Raw genomic sequence first — 15,861 nt, 5'->3', positions numbered from 1 at the left:
CCTACGCATGACTTATGTTGCGGCTGAGAACCGATATGACTCCATGCCCTACCGCAGGGTGGGACGCAGCGGCCTGAAACTGCCGGCCATTTCGCTGGGCCTGTGGCACAACTTCGGCGACGACAAGCGCTTCGACGAACAGCGTGCCATTCTTCGCCGAGCCTTCGACCTCGGCGTAAACCACTTCGACCTGGCCAACAATTACGGTCCGCCGGACGGTTCCGCCGAGACCAACTTCGGACGGCACCTGCAGGACGACTTCAGGCCCTACCGCGACGAACTGGTGATCTCCACCAAGGCCGGCTACTACATGTGGCCGGGCCCCTACGGAGAGTGGGGATCACGCAAGTACCTGATCTCGAGCCTGGACCAGTCCCTGCAGCGGATGGGCCTCGACTACGTGGACATCTTTTACAGCCACCGTCCCGACCCCGAAACCCCTTTGGAAGAGACCATGGGGGCGCTGGACTATGCCGTCCGTTCCGGCAAGGCCCTGTACGCTGGCATCTCCTCCTACACGCCGGAGCAGACCCTGGAGGCGGCCCGGATCCTGAAGGAACTGGGCACCCCGCTGCTGATCCACCAGCCCAGCTACTCCATGCTCAACCGCTGGACCGAAAACGGCAGCCCCAACCTGTACGAGGCACTTGACGAGGTAGGGGCGGGCTCCATCGCCTTCTCGCCGCTGGCACAGGGAATGCTCACCGACCGCTACCTCAACGGAATTCCCGCGGATTCCCGAGCCGCGAAGGCACGCTTCCTGTCCGAGGATGCCATCACTGACGAGAAATTGGACCGGATCCGCGGCCTGCACGGGATTGCTGCCGGCCGCGGGCAGTCGTTGGCGCAGATGGCCGTTGCCTGGATCCTGCGGGACCAGCCGAAGGGCTCGCCGGTCACCTCCGCACTGGTGGGCGCCTCCAGTGTCGCCCAGTTGGAGGACACCCTGTCCGCCATCAACAACCTCGACTTCTCGGCCGACGAACTCGCGGCGATCGACAAGTTCGCCGTCGAGTCGGACATCAATCTCTGGGCCCAGAAGTAACGGCCCTGCCGTGTAACAGAAATACCGGGGCCGCGGGGAACAACCACGGCCCCGGTACCGTTGACTAGAATGCTAAGGGGCGCCGTATGGCGCCGTGCCCGCCAGCCGCCGTCGTGCATCAGAGTACTTCCGCGCCGGGCACAGTACGTTTGTTCTCAAAGGAGTTCCGTGTCTTCAAATCCGATTCGTGTTGCAATCGTCGGCGTAGGTAACTGTGCCGCATCGCTGGTCCAGGGCGTCCAGTACTACCAGGACGCTGATCCGCAGGCCACGATCCCCGGTCTGATGCACGTGGAGTTCGGCAAGTACCACGTCAACGACGTGGAGTTCGTGGCCGCTTTCGACGTCGACGGCAAGAAGGTCGGCATCGACCTCGCCGACGCGATCGGTGCCAGTGAAAACAACACCATCAAGATCGCCGACGTTCCGCCGACCGGCGTCACCGTGCAGCGCGGCCCGACCCTCGACGGGCTCGGCAAGTACTACCTCGAGACCATCGAGCAGTCCGCCGAAGAGCCGGTCGACGTCGTCCAGGCCCTCAAGGACGCCAAGGTGGACGTGATGGTCTGCTACCTGCCGGTCGGTTCGCAGGAAGCCGCGGAGTTCTACGCCCAGAGCGCGATTGACGCCGGCGTGGCGTTCGTCAACGCCCTGCCGGTCTTCATCGCCGGCACCAAGGCCTGGGCGGACAAGTTCACCGCAGCCGGCGTCCCGATCGTGGGCGACGACATCAAGAGCCAGATCGGTGCCACCATCACGCACCGTGTCATGGCCAAGCTCTTCGAAGACCGCGGCGTCACCCTGGACCGCACGTACCAGCTGAACGTCGGCGGCAACATGGACTTCAAGAACATGCTGGAGCGCGACCGCCTCGAGTCCAAGAAGATCTCCAAGACCCAGGCCGTCACGTCCAACGTGGAAGCCGAGCTCGCCGCCAAGGACGTCCACATCGGCCCGTCGGACTACGTCCAGTGGCTTGACGACCGCAAGTGGGCCTTCGTGCGCCTCGAGGGACGCAACTTCGGCGACGCCCCGGTGTCACTGGAGTACAAGCTGGAAGTCTGGGACTCGCCCAATTCCGCCGGCGTAATCATCGACGCCATCCGCGCCGCCAAGATCGGCCTGGACCGCGGCATCGGCGGCCCGCTGCTCTCGGCGTCGAGCTACTTCATGAAGTCCCCGCCGGAGCAGTTCAACGACGACCTCGCCCGCGAAAAGGTCGAGGCCTTCATCCGCGGCGACCTGGAGCGCTAACCCGCACTCCCTTCCCGACGCTCCCGCAGGTTTGGTGGGTTCTGACCCGACGCTCCCGCACCTTTGGTGCGGGAGCGTCGTGCGTCCGGGGAGGGTTCACGTCTGCTTCGCGGAAACCCTACCCTCCATCACGTTGTGCAGGTATCGGGCGAGCGCTCACTCAATCCGCGTTACTGAAGCCGGCAGCAGACGATGGGCTGAGGTACGCGGTGCGGAGGGTTCGCTTGATCCTGGCGGTGGCGCCGGCGAATCCGTCGGCAAGGTCGTCTCGCGTCAGGACCAGCACCGTCCATCCTGCTGACTCGAACGCTCTGTCACGGCGCCGGTCGCTGAGGATCTGGGCGGGGAGCAGGTGGTGGCCGCCGTCGTACTGGACAGCCATCCGTCGGCGGCGATAGCCAAGGTCCGCCGTCGGGGAACCCGGCGTCTCCGGCCGGAGCGGGAGCTGCAGCTCCGGCTCCGGGAGGCCGGCGTCGCACATCGCCAGGCGCAGCAGCGTTTCCGGACCTGAATCGGATCCCACGCGCATCAAGTCCAGGGCCGCCCGGGCCCGGACGATTCCCTGCAGATTCGGGTGGCGGCCCACCATTGCACGCAGCGCGCCGATCGTTGCAAAGGGCTCGCTCCGTCCCTCCAGACCGAACCGGGGGATCCGGACCAGCTCGTCGCCCGTGCAGACCAATTCGGACAGGCTCAAGTGCCGGGCAAGGTCGAGCCACGTCCTCGGACGCGTGCTGATCCGGATTCCATCCGCAGTTTCGACCTCGTCGTCCAAAGCCAGAAGCGTGTGCCCGACGATGCCCTTGCGTCGGACCTCGGGCAGCCCCCGCGGCTTGCTCAGGTGCAGCTCCTCAGAGTCCGAGAGCCACGGAGGCAAGATCTGACATCTAAGCCTTGCGGCCGTGACGTGCGAAATCCATGCTCCTGGCGTCGCAGCGGACAAGGCGCGAGCGGCGGCCTCCAACTCGAAGCTCCATCCCGCGGGTCGGTAGAGACCCCTGCTGATGTGGCTGACATCGGAGCGTCTGAGCCTGGTTCTCGGCACCCCCAAGGACCGGGCGGCGTCGATGGTGAAAGGTCCCGCACTGAGTAGAGCGGGGAGCTCCATCCGCGTTTTCATGCTGGAATTGTGGACCCATTTTGATGACCATGCAGGAGTTATCCACAGACTTTCCGGATCGGTCCAAAGTCTTACCTAATGGTCCAGCGGATCCGTCGATGGCGGTGGGGCCGGATGTGCGGGAGGGTCGGTGGGGGTGGGGCCGGATGTGCGGGAGGGTCGGTGGGGGTGGGGCCGGATGTGCGGGAGGGTCGGTGGGGGTGGGGCCGGATGTGCGGGAGGGGTCAGAAGAGGCCGACGGGGTTGCCTTCGGCGTCGACGTCCATCCGCATCGCGGCCGGGACCTTGGGCAGGCCCGGCATGGTCATGACCGCGCCGGTGAGTGCCACGATGAAGCCGGCCCCGGTCTTGGGGATCAGGTCCCGCACGTGCACGGTGAAGCCCTTCGGGGCGCCCAGCCGGCTGGCGTCGTCGCTGAAGGAGTACTGGGTTTTCGCCATGCACACCGGGAACCCCGACCAGCCGTTCTTCTCGATTTCCGCGAGCCGTTTGAGCGCCGGCACCGAGAAATCCACGCCGTCGGCCCCGTACACCTCCTGCACGATGGTGCGGATCTTGTCCTCCACCGACATCTCCAGCGGGTACAGGTGCCGGAAGGTGTGCGGCGCGTCGATGGCCGCGGCAACCTTCGCGGCAAGCTCATCCCCGCCGTCGCCACCCCCGCCACGGCCCCAGACGTCGGCGACGGCGGCCTGGACACCTGCCGTCGCGCACCAGTCCAGCAGCCAGTCAAGCTCCTCTTGGCTATCGGTGGCGAACTTGTTGATGGCCACCACCGGGGTGATGCCGAACTTCTCCACGTTCCGCACGTGCCGCTGGAGGTTCGCGACGCCGGCGGCCAGGGCCCCGACGTTGGGCTCCCTGAGCTGGTCCTTGGCGATGCCGCCGTGCATCTTGAGCGCCCGGACGGTTGCCACGACGACGACGGCGCAGGGGGCGACGTCGGCCACCCTGGCCTTGATGTCCATGAACTTCTCCGCACCCAGGTCCGCGCCGAAGCCCGCCTCGGTGACCACGATATCCGCGAGGCTGCGGGCGGTCTGGGTGGCGATCAGGGAATTGCAGCCGTGGGCGATGTTCGCGAACGGGCCACCGTGCACCAGCGCTGGTGTCCCGGCGATGGTCTGGACGAGGTTGGGCTTGATCGCATCCTTGAGGAGCAGGGTCAGCGCGCCCTGGACGCCGAGGTCGGCGACCGTGACGGGCCGGCGGTCGTAGGTGTAGCCGAAGGTGATCCGCCCGAGCCGTTCCCGGAGGTCCGCCACATCCGTGGCCAGACAGAACACGGCCATGATCTCGGAGGCCACGGTGATGTCGAAACCGTCCTGCCGCGGAATGCCCTGCGCCGGGCCGCCGAGGCCGATCACGACCTCCCGGAGCGAGCGGTCGTTCATGTCCAGCACCCGCTTGAAAGTCATCCGGCGCGGGTCGATGTCCAGTTCGTTGCCCTGGAAGATGTGGTTGTCCACGAGGGCCATCAGGGCGTTGTTCGCCGAAGTGATGGCGTGGAAGTCGCCGGTAAAATGCAGGTTGATCTCATCCATCGGCAGCACCTGGGAGTAACCGCCGCCGGTGGCTCCGCCCTTCATGCCGAGAATGGGCCCCAGCGACGGCTCACGCAGCGCGATCATCACCTTGTGTCCCGCCCGGGCCAGCGAGTCAGCCAGCCCCACGGTGGTGGTGGACTTGCCCTCGCCGGCAGGTGTGGGGGACATGGCCGAGACCAGCACCACCTTCCCGGCCGGACGGGGCGCCCCGTCCGCCCGGACATCTCCGGCCCCGCCAGCCCCGCCGGTCCCGAGCTTCGCCGGATCGATCTTGGCCTTGTAGCGGCCGTAGAACTCCAGCGCGTCAGGGTTGATGCCCGCCGCGGCGGCGATCTCCTCGATCGGCCGCATCACGGCCCGCTGGGCGATCTCCAGATCACTGGGCGTGGCAGGGGCTGCGGCGGCTTCGGGGCCTCCGGGGATGGTGTTGTCAGACATCGGTGTCCTTCGGCTCGTGGCGTCGGTGGGTGTTCCGGCCAGTGGTGTCAGGCCCGGGGTTACCGGCCTGTTGCCCCGGCTGCGGGAGTGTGGCCCACCGGGATGGTCAGGTTTCGAAAATACTGGCTCAGCGCGGTGTGATAGCTCTCCAGGGTGATAGCAGCGGTCCGCTGCCACCCGAAGCCCTGGGCATGCAGGGACGCGGCCCGGCCCATATCCTGGCGCGTGGCGGGGTCATCGTGCAGCGCCTCGAGGACGTCCGCCCAGTCACCGGGCTTGTGGCCCTCCACCAGCAGTCCCGTGCGTCCGTCGAAAACCGCGCGGGAGAGCCCGCCGACCTTGGTCGCAACCACCGGGGTCCCGCAGGCCTGGGCCTCGAGCGCCACAAGCCCGAAGGATTCGCTGTACGAGGGCATCACCACGACGTCGGCCGAGCGGTACCAGGCGGCGAGCCTCGGCGCGTTGACCGGCGGGTGGTGGGTGACGACGTCGTCCATCCCGGCAGAGCTGATCAGGGTCTTCAAGTCAAAGTCCTTGGCCCCGCTGACCGCGCCCACAATGGTCAGCTGCAGGTCGATGTCCGGGCGTCGCTCACGGAGCAGTGCCGCGGCCTTGATCAGGATCTGGGGTCCCTTGAGCCGCTGGATCCTGCCGGCAAACAGCAGGTGGAAACGGCCCGGCGGCACCCCATGGTCCGCCCGGGCCCGGCTCCGGAAGGCCGGCGTGAATACAGTCAGGTCCACCCCCGGCGGGGCCACGTCGACGTGGTCGATGTCCGCGTTGTAATGGGAGACGAGTTCCGCGGCTTCCGTGCCGGTGTTGGCGATCAGCCGCGTGGCGCCGTCGACGATCCGATGTTCGCCGTCCTCGCGCCGCCGCGGTTCGGGCTGCTCGCCGGACTCCAGCAGCAGGTTCTTGACCTTGGCCATGGTGTGCATGGTGTGCACCAGCGGCACGCCCCACAGCCGGGCGAGCTCCAGCCCCGCCACGCCGGAAACCCAGTAGTGCGAGTGAATCACGTCGTAGCGGCCGTGCGGCTGGAGCTGACGAATCCTGTCGATCTCAGCCACCATGCTGTGCAGCAGTCCGGGCAGCTCCTCCTTGGGCAGCTTCCGCGGCGGGCCGGCCAGCACGTTGTGGACGCACACGCCCGGGGAAGGATGTTCGACGGCGGACTGCCCGGCGGACGTGGACCTGGTAAAGATCTCCACCTCGACGCCGGTTTCCGCAAGGGCCGCTGCCAGCGCCCGGATGTACACATTCATGCCCCCGGCGTCGCCGGAACCGGGCTGCTCCATCGGCGAGGTGTGCAGGGACAGGAAGGCGACACGGCGGACCAGTGACATCCTTCTCCTCCCTCTGTGGCCGGAACTGCATGTCGATAAAACACTACTCCTGAAGTTCCGCGAGGTTCACAGGCTGTTTCGAGGCGCCGGTCACAGCGCCCCGGCCGCTGCTAATGTGGCCGCTGTGAGTGCAACTAAAGACGCTGAGGTCCAGGCCGGCGCATGGGAAATCCGTCCGGCCAACGCACGGGACTGGCCGGCCATCTGGGAGATCCTGGAGCCGGTCATCAGGGCGGGGGAGACCTTCACGTGGGACGCGGACACCCCGGAGGAACAGGCCCGTGAACGGTGGTTTAAGCAGGCCCCCGGACAGACGTTCGTGGCCGTCGGCCGAGGCGCGCTCGACGGCGTGGTGCTCGGGACCGGCGAGCTGCACGCCAACCAGGGCGGCGGTGGAAGCCACGTGGCTAACGCCGGCTACATGGTGCACCCCGCCCACGGGGGCAAGGGCCTGGCACGGGCACTCTGCGCCTACTCGCTGGACGCGGCCCGGGCCGCCGGCTTCCGGGCCATGCAGTTCAACGCCGTGGTGGAGAGCAACGTCCGGGCGGTGGCGGCCTGGAAGTCGATGGGCTTCGAAGTGCTCGCCACCATCCCGGAGGCCTTCCTCCACCCGCGGCTGGGTTACGTGGGACTGCACCTGATGTACCGCACGCTCTAGGAGCCGCCACCCTTGCTGAGGTTGCCACTGTGCCAGAGCTGCCGCAGTTCCGGGAAGGCGGCCTCATAACCGGCGAGCAGCTTCGCCGCGAGCACCTCTGAATCGACGAGGGGATGACGGGCGAAGGCGGCGAGGGCCGCTTCGCGCCGCGGGTTTCCGGCTGCCGGCCAAGCCGGCCCGGTGTCCTGGCCTGCCGGTCCGGCGGCCTGCACGACGAGCCGTTCAACCTCCTTAACCCGCCGTATCAGGGCGAGTTGCGCGGGGGCCGGGCGTTCCTGCGGGAGCGGCACCACGCCGTCGGGCGTCACCCGGCAGGGGACCTCGACGACGGCGTCCGCGGGCAGACCCGGAATCGCCGCGACCGCGGCGTCCGCCCCCGGCACGGCATTCGGGGTGTTCAGGACCAGCTCCGCAGGGCCGCCGCCGGAGAGCGCCCGCATGACCGCCAGGGCCACGCGTTCGTAGCCGCCGCCCGCGAGGTCCGTCTCGTCCCGGCGCTCGCCGGCCGGGCGGGCCTCGGCCAGGTACCCTTCCTCGCGGGACCTGCGGGCGGCCTCCCAAAGCGGGTACGCCGCCGCCCCGGCCGCGGCGAGCCTCGGGTAGAGCTCGGCTTGCTGCCGGTCGATGGACTCGCCGCGGGTCTCGGCGGCGGAGCGGATGCCGGACAGGGCACGTCCGGTCTCGTAGTAGTAATAGAGGTACTCGTTCGGCAGGCACCCGAGTTCGGCGAGGAACGCCCGCGGGAACAGCCTGCCTTCCTCGAAGCCGGCGAGGGCCCCGGCGTCCGCCAGCAGCCCGGGCAGGGCATCCCGGCCGCCGGACTCCAGCCGGTACAGCCAGCCGAGGTGGTTGAGGCCGTAGTAGCCGACGCCGTCGAGACTGCCCTCGGGCAAGGCAACGCCGGCGGCCCGGGCGGCCCGGTGCACAAGTCCGCCGGCTGAATCGCAGATGCCGACGACTCTGCGGCCGAGCACCGGCACCAGGGCCTCGGTGACCATCCCGGCAGGATTGGTGAAGTTCAGCAGCCATGCCTCCGGGCAGCGCTCGCGCATTTCCGCGGCGAGCTCCAGCATCCTGGGGATGGACCGCAGCGCATAGGAAATGCCGCCGGCGCCCGTGGTCTCCTGGCCGAGGAGCCCCAGATCCAGGGCGATCCGCTCATCGGCCATCCGGCCCGCGGTCCCGCCTGGGCGGATGGCGGCAAACACGATGTCCGTGCCGTCGAGGGCCTCCGGCAGCGACGTGGTGGTACGGACCGTGGGCCTGTTCCCGGGGGACAGGCCGCCGGATGCCTCCGGGGACGACAGGACCGCGTCGACGGCGGCCAGCCGGCCGGCGTCGACGTCGTACAGCACCAGCTCCCGGACCAGCCCCGCGAAGGGGCCGGAGCAGAGCGCCCGGTAGACCAGCGGAACCCGGAATCCGCCGCCGCCGGCAATCAGAAGCCGCATGCGGACAGTCTATGCATACCGGCGCTGGCCGGGCTGGGCTGGCGGCTCGCCCCGTCGGGCGGGGGAGCGTCTTTCCTGCCACACCTGGACGGCGTAGTCTGCCGTACATGGACGAGACCCCGCCGCGGCGCTTCGACCCGCTTTCCTCCGTCCGATCCCCGGCTTCGGAGGGTTTCGACCTGCTTCTGACGGGCACGGTGTTTCAGGACATCATTTTCACCGGGCTTCCGCACGCGCCCGTGGCCGGGACCGAAATCTGGAGCGAGGGGATGGGAAGCTGCCCGGGCGGCGTCGCCAACCAGGCGATTGCCGCGGCGCGGCTGGGTCTGCGGACGGGCCTGGCGGCTGCCTTCGGCGACGACGGCTACGGCGATTACAACTGGAAGATTTTGGCCGGGCAGGAGCACGTGGACCTCTCCCTCTCCCGGCGGGTATCGGGCTGGCACTCTCCCGTGACGATCTCGCTCAGCGTGGAGCAGGACCGGTCCATGGTCACTCATGGTCATCCTGCGCCGGTTACCTCCTCCCAGCTGATCGGCACGCCGCCACCGGCGCTCGCCGCAGTTGCCGGACTCGACGAGGACGTGGAGCCCTGGGCCCTCGATGCCCACAAAGCCGGCGTGCGCTTGTTCGGCGACGTCGGCTGGGATCCCACCGGGGCATGGTCCTCGACCCGGCTGGACAATTTGAAGTACTTCCACGCGTTCATGCCAAACCAGCAGGAGGCGATGGCGTTCACGGGACGGGACAATCCGTGGTCGGCGCTGTATTCGCTGGCGGACCAGGTGCCGGTGGCCGTCGTGACGCTGGGTTCCCAGGGGGCGATGGCGGTCGACTCGGAAACGGGCGAGGAGGAATGGGTGCCGTCCCTGCCGGTCGCGGCCTATGATCCGACCGGCGCCGGGGACTGCTTCGGCGCAGCCTTCATCGTCGGCTGCCTGGCGGGCTGGCCGCTCGGCGACCGGCTGCGCTTCGCCAACCTGTGCGCCGCGCTGGCCGTCCAGGAAGTCGGCGGTTCGCTGGCCGCGCCCGGCTGGGGCGACATTGCCGACTGGTGGCAGCGCGCCAACGCGCGGAAGGAACGGCAGAGCAGCCAATGGTTGCGCCGCTACAGCTTCCTGGACGACATCGTCCGCGACGTGCCGGCCGAGGCGCAGCGGCGGGCGACGGCGACCATCGCGCACCTCTCCGACGCCTAGCCGCCGTTCGCTGAATTCGGCGCTTGTTCCGGTTACGCCCCTGCTGCCGCGGGGAGAGGTGCGGTGCGGGAGCCCGGGTCTGGTGCCGCGGGACATGCTCTCCGGTCGGGCTGTGGGATGGGCATAATGCCGTTGTGCCCCACTCGTTGGCGCGAGCAATGGGCATGTCCCTCCGGCGTGGCGCGGGAGCCCGGGTCTGGTGCCGCGGGACATGCTCTCCGGCCGGGCTGTGGGATGGGCATAATGCCGTTGTGCCCATTCGTTGGCGCGAGCAATGGGCATGTCCCCCCGGGAGCGGAGAGCATGCCCAACCTCAGCAGAATTAAGCCGGATGCGCTCCCGCCCCTAGAATCGTTAAGTGACTTCTCCAGCAGCAACCGGCGACTTCCGTTCCGCTTCGAAGGCCGAGCCTGCCTTCGCTGAAGAGCGCTCGGCAGTGATCGATCTCGAGGCCATCCGGCACAATGTACGGCGCCTCGCGGCCGTCGCCTCGCCCGCGCAGGTGATGGCGGTGGTCAAGGCCGACGCCTACGGCCATGGTGCAGTGCCCGTAGCCCGTGCGGTGCTCAGCGCGGGCGCCAGTTGGCTCGGCGTGGCCCACATCTCCGAGGCCCTTGCACTGCGGGCGGCCGGCATCGAGGCCCCGCTGCTGGCCTGGCTGCACACTTCTGACAGCAACTTTGCCGCCGCCGTCGCCGCCGGGATCGACATCGGCTGCTCCGGCTGGGAGCTGCAGCGGATAGTTGCGGCGGCTCGCGAACAGGAACGGCCGGCCCGCGTCCACCTGAAAGTGGACACCGGGCTCGGCCGCAACGGCGCGACCCTGAACACCTGGGACGGCCTCGTCGGCGAAGCCATGGAGTACCAGGACCAGGGACTGCTGCGGGTCGTGGGCATCTTCTCCCACCTGGCCGTTGCCGACGAACCCGAGCGACCCGAAACCGACGACCAGCTCGCCGCATTCCGCGTGGCCCTCGCGATCGCCCAGGACGCCGGCGTTGACCCCGAGGTGCGGCACCTGGCCAACACTCCGGCAACGCTGTCCCGCCCCGACACGCATTTCGACCTGGTCCGTGTGGGCCTGGGCGTCTACGGGCTGTCCCCCTTCGAAGGCCAGAGCTCCGCGGAATTGGGCCTGCGCCCCGCCATGACGGTCCGCACGGTCGTCTCGCACTGCAAGGACGTGCCTGCGGGCCAGGGCGTCTCCTACGGACTGAACTACCGCACCCCGGGCAGCAGCACGCTCGGGCTCATTCCGCTCGGCTACGCCGATGGCGTCCCCCGCATCGCCACCGGCGGACCGGTCCGAGTGGAGGGCGTGAACTACCCGGTGGTGGGCCGGATCGCGATGGACCAGATGGTGATCGATCTGGGCCCGCTGGAGGTTTCCGCCGGCGGGCACAGCGTGCTCGGCTCCGAAGCGGTGCTCTTCGGCAACGGTGCCGACGGCGGACCCACCGCCGAGGACTGGGCGCGGGCTGCGGGCACCAACAACTACGAGATCGTCACCCGGATCAGCCCCCGGGTGCCGCGCCGCTACATCAACGAGGAGTCCGGCAACGAGAAGTCAGGCAACGAGGAGTCCCGCCGCGCCGGAGAGCCGGCACAGTGAGCGCCCCCGCGTGGGAGCTGACGCTGGAAGTGCGGACGGCCGAGCAGACCCATGCCCTCGCCGCGGGCCTCGGTGCGCAGTTGGAACCCGGAGACCTGCTGGTCCTCACGGGCGAGCTTGGGGCGGGGAAGACCACGTTCACGCAGGGGCTCGGTGAAGGCCTGGGGGTCCGCGCCGGGATCATCTCGCCCACCTTCGTGCTGGTCCGCATCCATCCGAGCCTTCCCGACGGCCCCCGGCCGGGCGGTCCTGACCTCGTACACGTCGACGCCTACCGGCTTGGGTCCGCCTCCGAGATTGACGATATTGACCTCGAAAACACCATGGACAGCGCTGTGACCGTGGTGGAGTGGGGCCGGGGCCGGGTGGAGCACCTGAGCGACAGCCGGCTTGAGGTGGACCTCGTCCGCACCCTCGGCGGCGCCGGCCCGGTAGCACCTGCCCCGGCCGCGCCTACCCCTGGGGCAGCCGACGCCGACGAAGTGACCCTGGACTTTGATACCGACGACGACGACGAGCCCCGCACCATCGTGATTCGGGGCTACGGTCCGCGCTGGGTTGCCCCGCCGGCCCTGCCCGGAACCAGCCCCGAGCCACTGACTGAGCCCACGGAACGGACCTCCTGATGCTGATCCTCGCAATCGACACCTCGGCCGTAGCCAGCGCGGCGCTTGTCTCGGACGACGCCCCGGAATCGGTGGTCGGAAGTTTTGCCACCGAGGACACCCGCAGCCACGCGGAAGTCCTGGCCCCGGGAATCGATAACCTGCTCGCCGAGGCGGGACTGAGCGGGGACGACGTCGACCTCATCGTCACCGGGGTGGGCCCCGGTCCCTTCACCGGGTTGCGCTCCGGCATCGTCACCGCGCGCACCCTGGCCTTCGCTTGGGGCAAGCCGCTGTACGGGTTGATGAGCCTCGACGCCATCGCCCTGGAAGTGGCCGAGTCCGTAGACGCGGCGCCGGAATTCATTGTCGCCACGGACGCCCGGCGCAAAGAGGTCTACTGGGCCCGCTACACGCTTGTCGGCGGGCAGCTCCCAGAGCTGCTGGACGGGCCGCACGTCGGCTTCGCGGCCGACCTGCCGGACCTCCCCGTCTACGGCGCCGGTGCCGGGATCTACGCCGACGTCGTCAAGGCCGTTGACAGCTTCAGTTCGCGCCAGCCGGAGGCGCTCTCGCTGGGCCAGTTTGCGCTCGCGCGGTTGGCCGCGGGGGAGCAGCTGCTGGACTCGACCCCGCTCTACCTGCGCGAGTCCGACGCCCAGGTTCCCGGTCCCCGGAAGCGCGCGCTGTGAGCGGCCGGAACGCAACGGCGCTGCCGGGCGGGATGGAGCTGCGGGACATGACCACCGCGGACATCCCGATCGTGCACGACCTTGAGCGCCGGCTGTTCCCGGTGGACGCCTGGCCCTTGCAGATGTTCCTTGATGAGCTGGCGCAGGCGGAAACGCGCCGCTACCTGGTCGCCGAGCATGCCGGACGCATCGTGGGCTATGCGGGGCTCATGTGCATCGAGCCGATAGCGGATGTCCAGACCATCGCCGTCGTGCCGGAGCAGGAAGGCAAGGGCATCGGCTCGGCACTGCTGAGCGAACTCATCCGGGAAAGCCGGCTGCGTCACGCCGAAGACGTGCTGCTGGAAGTCAGGGCGGACAACCCCCGGGCCCAGCAGCTGTACCTCCGCTTCGGTTTTGAACAGATCCACGTCCGCCCCCGGTACTACCGTGACGGCGTCGACGCCCTGATCATGCGCCTCCGGCTGGAGCCCGGCTCCGACCACGGCCCGCACACCACCCAGCCACGGGAAGCAGACCGCCCATGAACCGCACCCAGCCCCTTGTGCTCGGCATCGAGTCCTCCTGCGACGAGACCGGCGTCGGAATCGTCCGCGGGACCCGGCTGCTGACCAACACTGTCGCCTCCTCGATGGAGGAGCATGTCCGTTTCGGCGGTGTCATCCCCGAGATCGCCTCCCGCGCCCACCTGGACGCCTTCGTGCCGACGCTGCGGGAATCGCTCGCCGACGCCGGCGTCACACTGGAGGAGATCGACGCCATCGCCGTCACCTCGGGCCCCGGGCTCGCGGGAGCACTGATGGTCGGCGTGTGCGCCGCGAAGGCGCTCGCCGTGGCCACCGGCAAGCCGCTGTACGCGATCAACCACCTTGTGGCGCACGTCGGCGTCGGACTGCTCGAAACGGACGACGGCGGCCCGCAGCCCTTCGCCGGTTCCTCCCGGCAAAGCGCGCTGCCGAACAACCTCGGCGCGCTGCTCGTCTCCGGAGGCCACACCGAAATCCTGCGGATCCGCAGCATTACCGACGACGTCGAACTGCTCGGTTCCACGATTGACGATGCCGCCGGCGAAGCGTACGACAAGGTCGCGCGGCTGCTGGGTCTGGGGTATCCCGGCGGGCCGGCCATCGACCGGCTGGCGCGCACCGGCAACCCCAAGGCGATCCGGTTCCCGCGCGGGCTCAGCCAGCCCAAGTACATGGGAACCGCGGACGAACCGGGCCCGCACCGCTACGACTGGTCCTTCAGCGGGCTCAAGACCGCCGTCGCCCGGTGTGTGGAGCAGTTCGAGGCGCGCGGCGAGGACGTGCCGGTGGCGGACATCGCCGCTGCCTTCCAGGAAGCCGTGGTCGACGTGATCACGGCCAAGGCGGTGCTGGCCTGCCGCGAGAACGGCATCACCGAGCTGCTGCTGGGCGGCGGCGTGGCCGCGAACTCCCGGCTGCGCCAGCTCACCGAGCAGCGCTGCAGCGCGGCAGGGATCCGGCTGACGGTACCGCCGCTTTCGCTGTGCACCGACAACGGCGCCATGGTCGCAGCCCTCGGCGCCCAGCTGGTCATGGCCGGGATCGCGCCCAGCGGCATCAGCTTCGCGCCGGATTCGTCGATGCCGGTCACCAGCGTTTCCGCCTGAGCCCGGCCATAAGCCTGGCCCCGCCCGAGCCTGGCCCTAAGCCTGGCCCCGCCCGAGCCTGGGCCCGCCTGAGCCTGGGCCCGGCGCCCGGAACTAGGCCTCGGGGCCCTTGCGCATCTGGTTGACGAGGTCCAGGACGACGGCGCGCAGGTCGCCGCCGTGCTCCGCGGCAACCCGGCGCTGCCGCTGGCAGCCGCCGCCGCGTTCGACGATCTTCAGGACGTCCGCCAGCTCGGCGCTGCAGCCGAGCTTTGCCGCGACCGGCTCCAGCCGCTGGACCGTCTCGCGGAGGTGGTCGGTGACGAGCTGTTCATTGCCTTCGGCGTCCAGGATGATGATGGCCTCAAGGCCGTAGCGGGCCGCCCGCCACTTGTTCTCCTGCACGTGCCATGGCGGCATGGTCGGGATGGTGCCGCCGTTGTCCAGGGTGGTGGAGAACTCGTCCACCAGGCACTGCGTCAGGGCGGCGATGGCGCCGACTTCCTCCAGGGTGGCCAGGCCGTCGCAGATGCGCATCTCGATGGTGCCAAGGGCTGGGACGGGGCGGATGTCCCAGCGGATCTCTGACAGAGTATCGATCACACCTGTGGTGAACATGTCCTGGACATAGGACTCGTAGTCCTCCCAGCTGGAGAACTGGAAGGGCAGGCCGGCGGTGGGCAGTTGCTGGAACATCAGGGCACGGTGCGAGGCGTAGCCGGTATCTTCGCCGCCCCAGAACGGACTGGAGGCAGAGAGCGCCTGGAAGTGCGGGAAGTAGTTGACCAGGCCGTCGAGAACAGGAAGGACCTTGTCGCGGCGGTCGAGTCCGACGTGCACGTGGACGCCGTAAATGACCATCTGGCGGCCCCACCACTGGGTGCGGTCGATGAGCTTCGCGTAGCGCTCCTTGTCCGTCACGGGCTGGAGCTGGGGCGGGCTGAAAGGGTGGCTGCCGGCGCAGAAGACCTCAACGCCCATGGGGTCGGTGACGTCCCGGACCGCGGCCAGGGAACTGCTCAGGTCCGCCTTCGCTTCCGCCACCGTGTTGCAGATCCCGGTGACCAGCTCCACGGTGTTCAGCAGCAGCTCCTGCTTGATGTGGGGGTGCTCGTCATCCTCGTTAAGCTCGGGATGCGCGGCGGCAACCCCGCGGAGCACCTCGTTGGCTACCGAGGCGAGTTCGCCGGTCTCTGCGTCGACGAGCGCGAGCTCCCATTCCACACCAAGAGTTGATTGCCTGGATGAAGCAAAATCAATCTTCATGTGGTCCCTTCGC

14 protein-coding genes are annotated in these 15,861 nt (G+C 68.7%); 9 read left to right on the top strand and 5 right to left on the bottom strand.

All coding sequences use genetic code 11. The features are described 5' to 3' along the window. Positions 1-7: 7 nt before the first annotated feature. Both mgrA and OM977_RS14760 read left to right on the top strand, forming a co-directional pair. Entirely contained in the window at positions 8-1,045 is a 1,038-nt protein-coding gene (gene mgrA, locus OM977_RS14765) for an L-glyceraldehyde 3-phosphate reductase (protein ID WP_264354671.1), read from the top strand. Between the two features lie 168 nt (positions 1,046-1,213). Beyond that, positions 1,214-2,299: an inositol-3-phosphate synthase gene (locus OM977_RS14760; RefSeq protein ID WP_264354670.1), complete on the top strand. Its 1,086-nt coding sequence runs from the start codon at positions 1,214-1,216 to the stop codon at positions 2,297-2,299. A 160-nt stretch (positions 2,300-2,459) separates the two neighbouring features. Here OM977_RS14760 and OM977_RS14755 read toward each other — a convergent pair whose 3' ends face one another. The 3 genes from OM977_RS14755 to mshA all read right to left on the bottom strand — a co-directional run bounded on the left by OM977_RS14755 (position 2,460) and on the right by mshA (position 6,750). Further along, on the bottom strand, positions 2,460-3,176 hold the full coding sequence (locus OM977_RS14755; protein WP_333473979.1) for an endonuclease domain-containing protein: 717 nt from the start codon (positions 3,174-3,176) through the stop codon (positions 2,460-2,462). 467 nt (positions 3,177-3,643) lie between these two features. Beyond that, on the bottom strand, positions 3,644-5,404 hold the full coding sequence (locus OM977_RS14750) for a formate--tetrahydrofolate ligase (protein ID WP_264354668.1): 1,761 nt from the start codon (positions 5,402-5,404) through the stop codon (positions 3,644-3,646). Positions 5,405-5,463: 59 nt separating this feature from the next. After that, the gene (mshA, locus tag OM977_RS14745) at positions 5,464-6,750 is read right to left on the bottom strand and encodes a D-inositol-3-phosphate glycosyltransferase (RefSeq protein ID WP_264354667.1); all 1,287 of its coding nucleotides are present in this window, start codon (positions 6,748-6,750) and stop codon (positions 5,464-5,466) included. A 124-nt stretch (positions 6,751-6,874) separates the two neighbouring features. Here mshA and OM977_RS14740 point away from each other — a divergent pair, with 124 nt between their 5' ends. Then, entirely contained in the window at positions 6,875-7,411 is a 537-nt protein-coding gene (locus tag OM977_RS14740; protein WP_264354666.1) for a GNAT family N-acetyltransferase, read from the top strand. On the opposite strand, the gene OM977_RS14735 is transcribed toward OM977_RS14740, so the two are convergent. After that, positions 7,408-8,862: a family 4 glycosyl hydrolase gene (locus tag OM977_RS14735; RefSeq protein ID WP_264354665.1), complete on the bottom strand. Its 1,455-nt coding sequence runs from the start codon at positions 8,860-8,862 to the stop codon at positions 7,408-7,410. The two genes, OM977_RS14740 and OM977_RS14735, sit on opposite strands and share 4 nt — an antisense overlap. 107 nt (positions 8,863-8,969) lie before the next feature. On the opposite strand from OM977_RS14735, the gene OM977_RS14730 reads away from it, so the two are divergent. From OM977_RS14730 to tsaD, 6 genes are all read left to right on the top strand, one after another. Next, a complete protein-coding gene (locus tag OM977_RS14730; protein WP_264354664.1) occupies positions 8,970-10,061 on the top strand; it encodes a PfkB family carbohydrate kinase in 1,092 nt (363 codons plus the stop codon). A gap of 358 nt (positions 10,062-10,419) precedes the next feature. Further along, positions 10,420-11,673, top strand: coding sequence for an alanine racemase (gene alr, locus OM977_RS14725; protein ID WP_264354663.1), 1,254 nt, complete (start codon positions 10,420-10,422; stop codon positions 11,671-11,673). Then, complete coding sequence (gene tsaE / locus OM977_RS14720) at positions 11,670-12,299, top strand: tRNA (adenosine(37)-N6)-threonylcarbamoyltransferase complex ATPase subunit type 1 TsaE (RefSeq protein WP_264354662.1); 630 nt, start codon at positions 11,670-11,672, stop codon at positions 12,297-12,299. The genes alr and tsaE overlap by 4 nt, the downstream gene beginning before the upstream one ends. Then, positions 12,299-12,970 (top strand): tRNA (adenosine(37)-N6)-threonylcarbamoyltransferase complex dimerization subunit type 1 TsaB, encoded by a 672-nt coding sequence (gene tsaB / locus OM977_RS14715; RefSeq protein WP_264354661.1) that lies wholly within the window; start codon positions 12,299-12,301, stop codon positions 12,968-12,970. The genes tsaE and tsaB overlap by 1 nt, the downstream gene beginning before the upstream one ends. Before the next feature lie 32 nt (positions 12,971-13,002). Continuing rightward, positions 13,003-13,497 (top strand): ribosomal protein S18-alanine N-acetyltransferase, encoded by a 495-nt coding sequence (rimI, locus tag OM977_RS14710; RefSeq protein WP_264357439.1) that lies wholly within the window; start codon positions 13,003-13,005, stop codon positions 13,495-13,497. Further along, positions 13,494-14,603, top strand: coding sequence for a tRNA (adenosine(37)-N6)-threonylcarbamoyltransferase complex transferase subunit TsaD (gene tsaD / locus OM977_RS14705; RefSeq protein WP_264354660.1), 1,110 nt, complete (start codon positions 13,494-13,496; stop codon positions 14,601-14,603). The genes rimI and tsaD overlap by 4 nt, the downstream gene beginning before the upstream one ends. 93 nt (positions 14,604-14,696) lie before the next feature. Here the strand turns inward: tsaD and OM977_RS14700 are convergent, their stop codons facing one another. Beyond that, complete coding sequence (locus OM977_RS14700; RefSeq protein WP_264354659.1) at positions 14,697-15,848, bottom strand: glutamate--cysteine ligase; 1,152 nt, start codon at positions 15,846-15,848, stop codon at positions 14,697-14,699. Positions 15,849-15,861 lie beyond the last annotated feature (13 nt).

Origin of the sequence: Pseudarthrobacter sp. MM222, assembly GCF_947090775.1 — a bacterium.
In the GTDB taxonomy this organism is placed as follows: Bacteria; Actinomycetota; Actinomycetes; order Actinomycetales; family Micrococcaceae; genus Arthrobacter.
Note: the sequence above shows the minus strand (reverse complement) of the source record. Positions and strands in the feature narration are given on the sequence as shown.

Excerpts from the sequence above, each read along its gene's own strand:
- mgrA (WP_264354671.1), top strand. The coding sequence starts at position 8 with ATGACTTATGTTGCGGCTGAGAACCGATATGACTCCATGCCCTACCGC.
- OM977_RS14750 (WP_264354668.1), bottom strand. The coding sequence starts at position 5,404 with ATGTCTGACAACACCATCCCCGGAGGCCCCGAAGCCGCCGCAGCCCCT.
- mshA (WP_264354667.1), bottom strand. The coding sequence starts at position 6,750 with ATGTCACTGGTCCGCCGTGTCGCCTTCCTGTCCCTGCACACCTCGCCG.
- OM977_RS14735 (WP_264354665.1), bottom strand. The coding sequence starts at position 8,862 with ATGCGGCTTCTGATTGCCGGCGGCGGCGGATTCCGGGTTCCGCTGGTC.
- OM977_RS14730 (WP_264354664.1), top strand. The coding sequence starts at position 8,970 with ATGGACGAGACCCCGCCGCGGCGCTTCGACCCGCTTTCCTCCGTCCGA.
- tsaB (WP_264354661.1), top strand. The coding sequence starts at position 12,299 with ATGCTGATCCTCGCAATCGACACCTCGGCCGTAGCCAGCGCGGCGCTT.
- rimI (WP_264357439.1), top strand. The coding sequence starts at position 13,003 with ATGGAGCTGCGGGACATGACCACCGCGGACATCCCGATCGTGCACGAC.
- tsaD (WP_264354660.1), top strand. The coding sequence starts at position 13,494 with ATGAACCGCACCCAGCCCCTTGTGCTCGGCATCGAGTCCTCCTGCGAC.
- OM977_RS14700 (WP_264354659.1), bottom strand. The coding sequence starts at position 15,848 with ATGAAGATTGATTTTGCTTCATCCAGGCAATCAACTCTTGGTGTGGAA.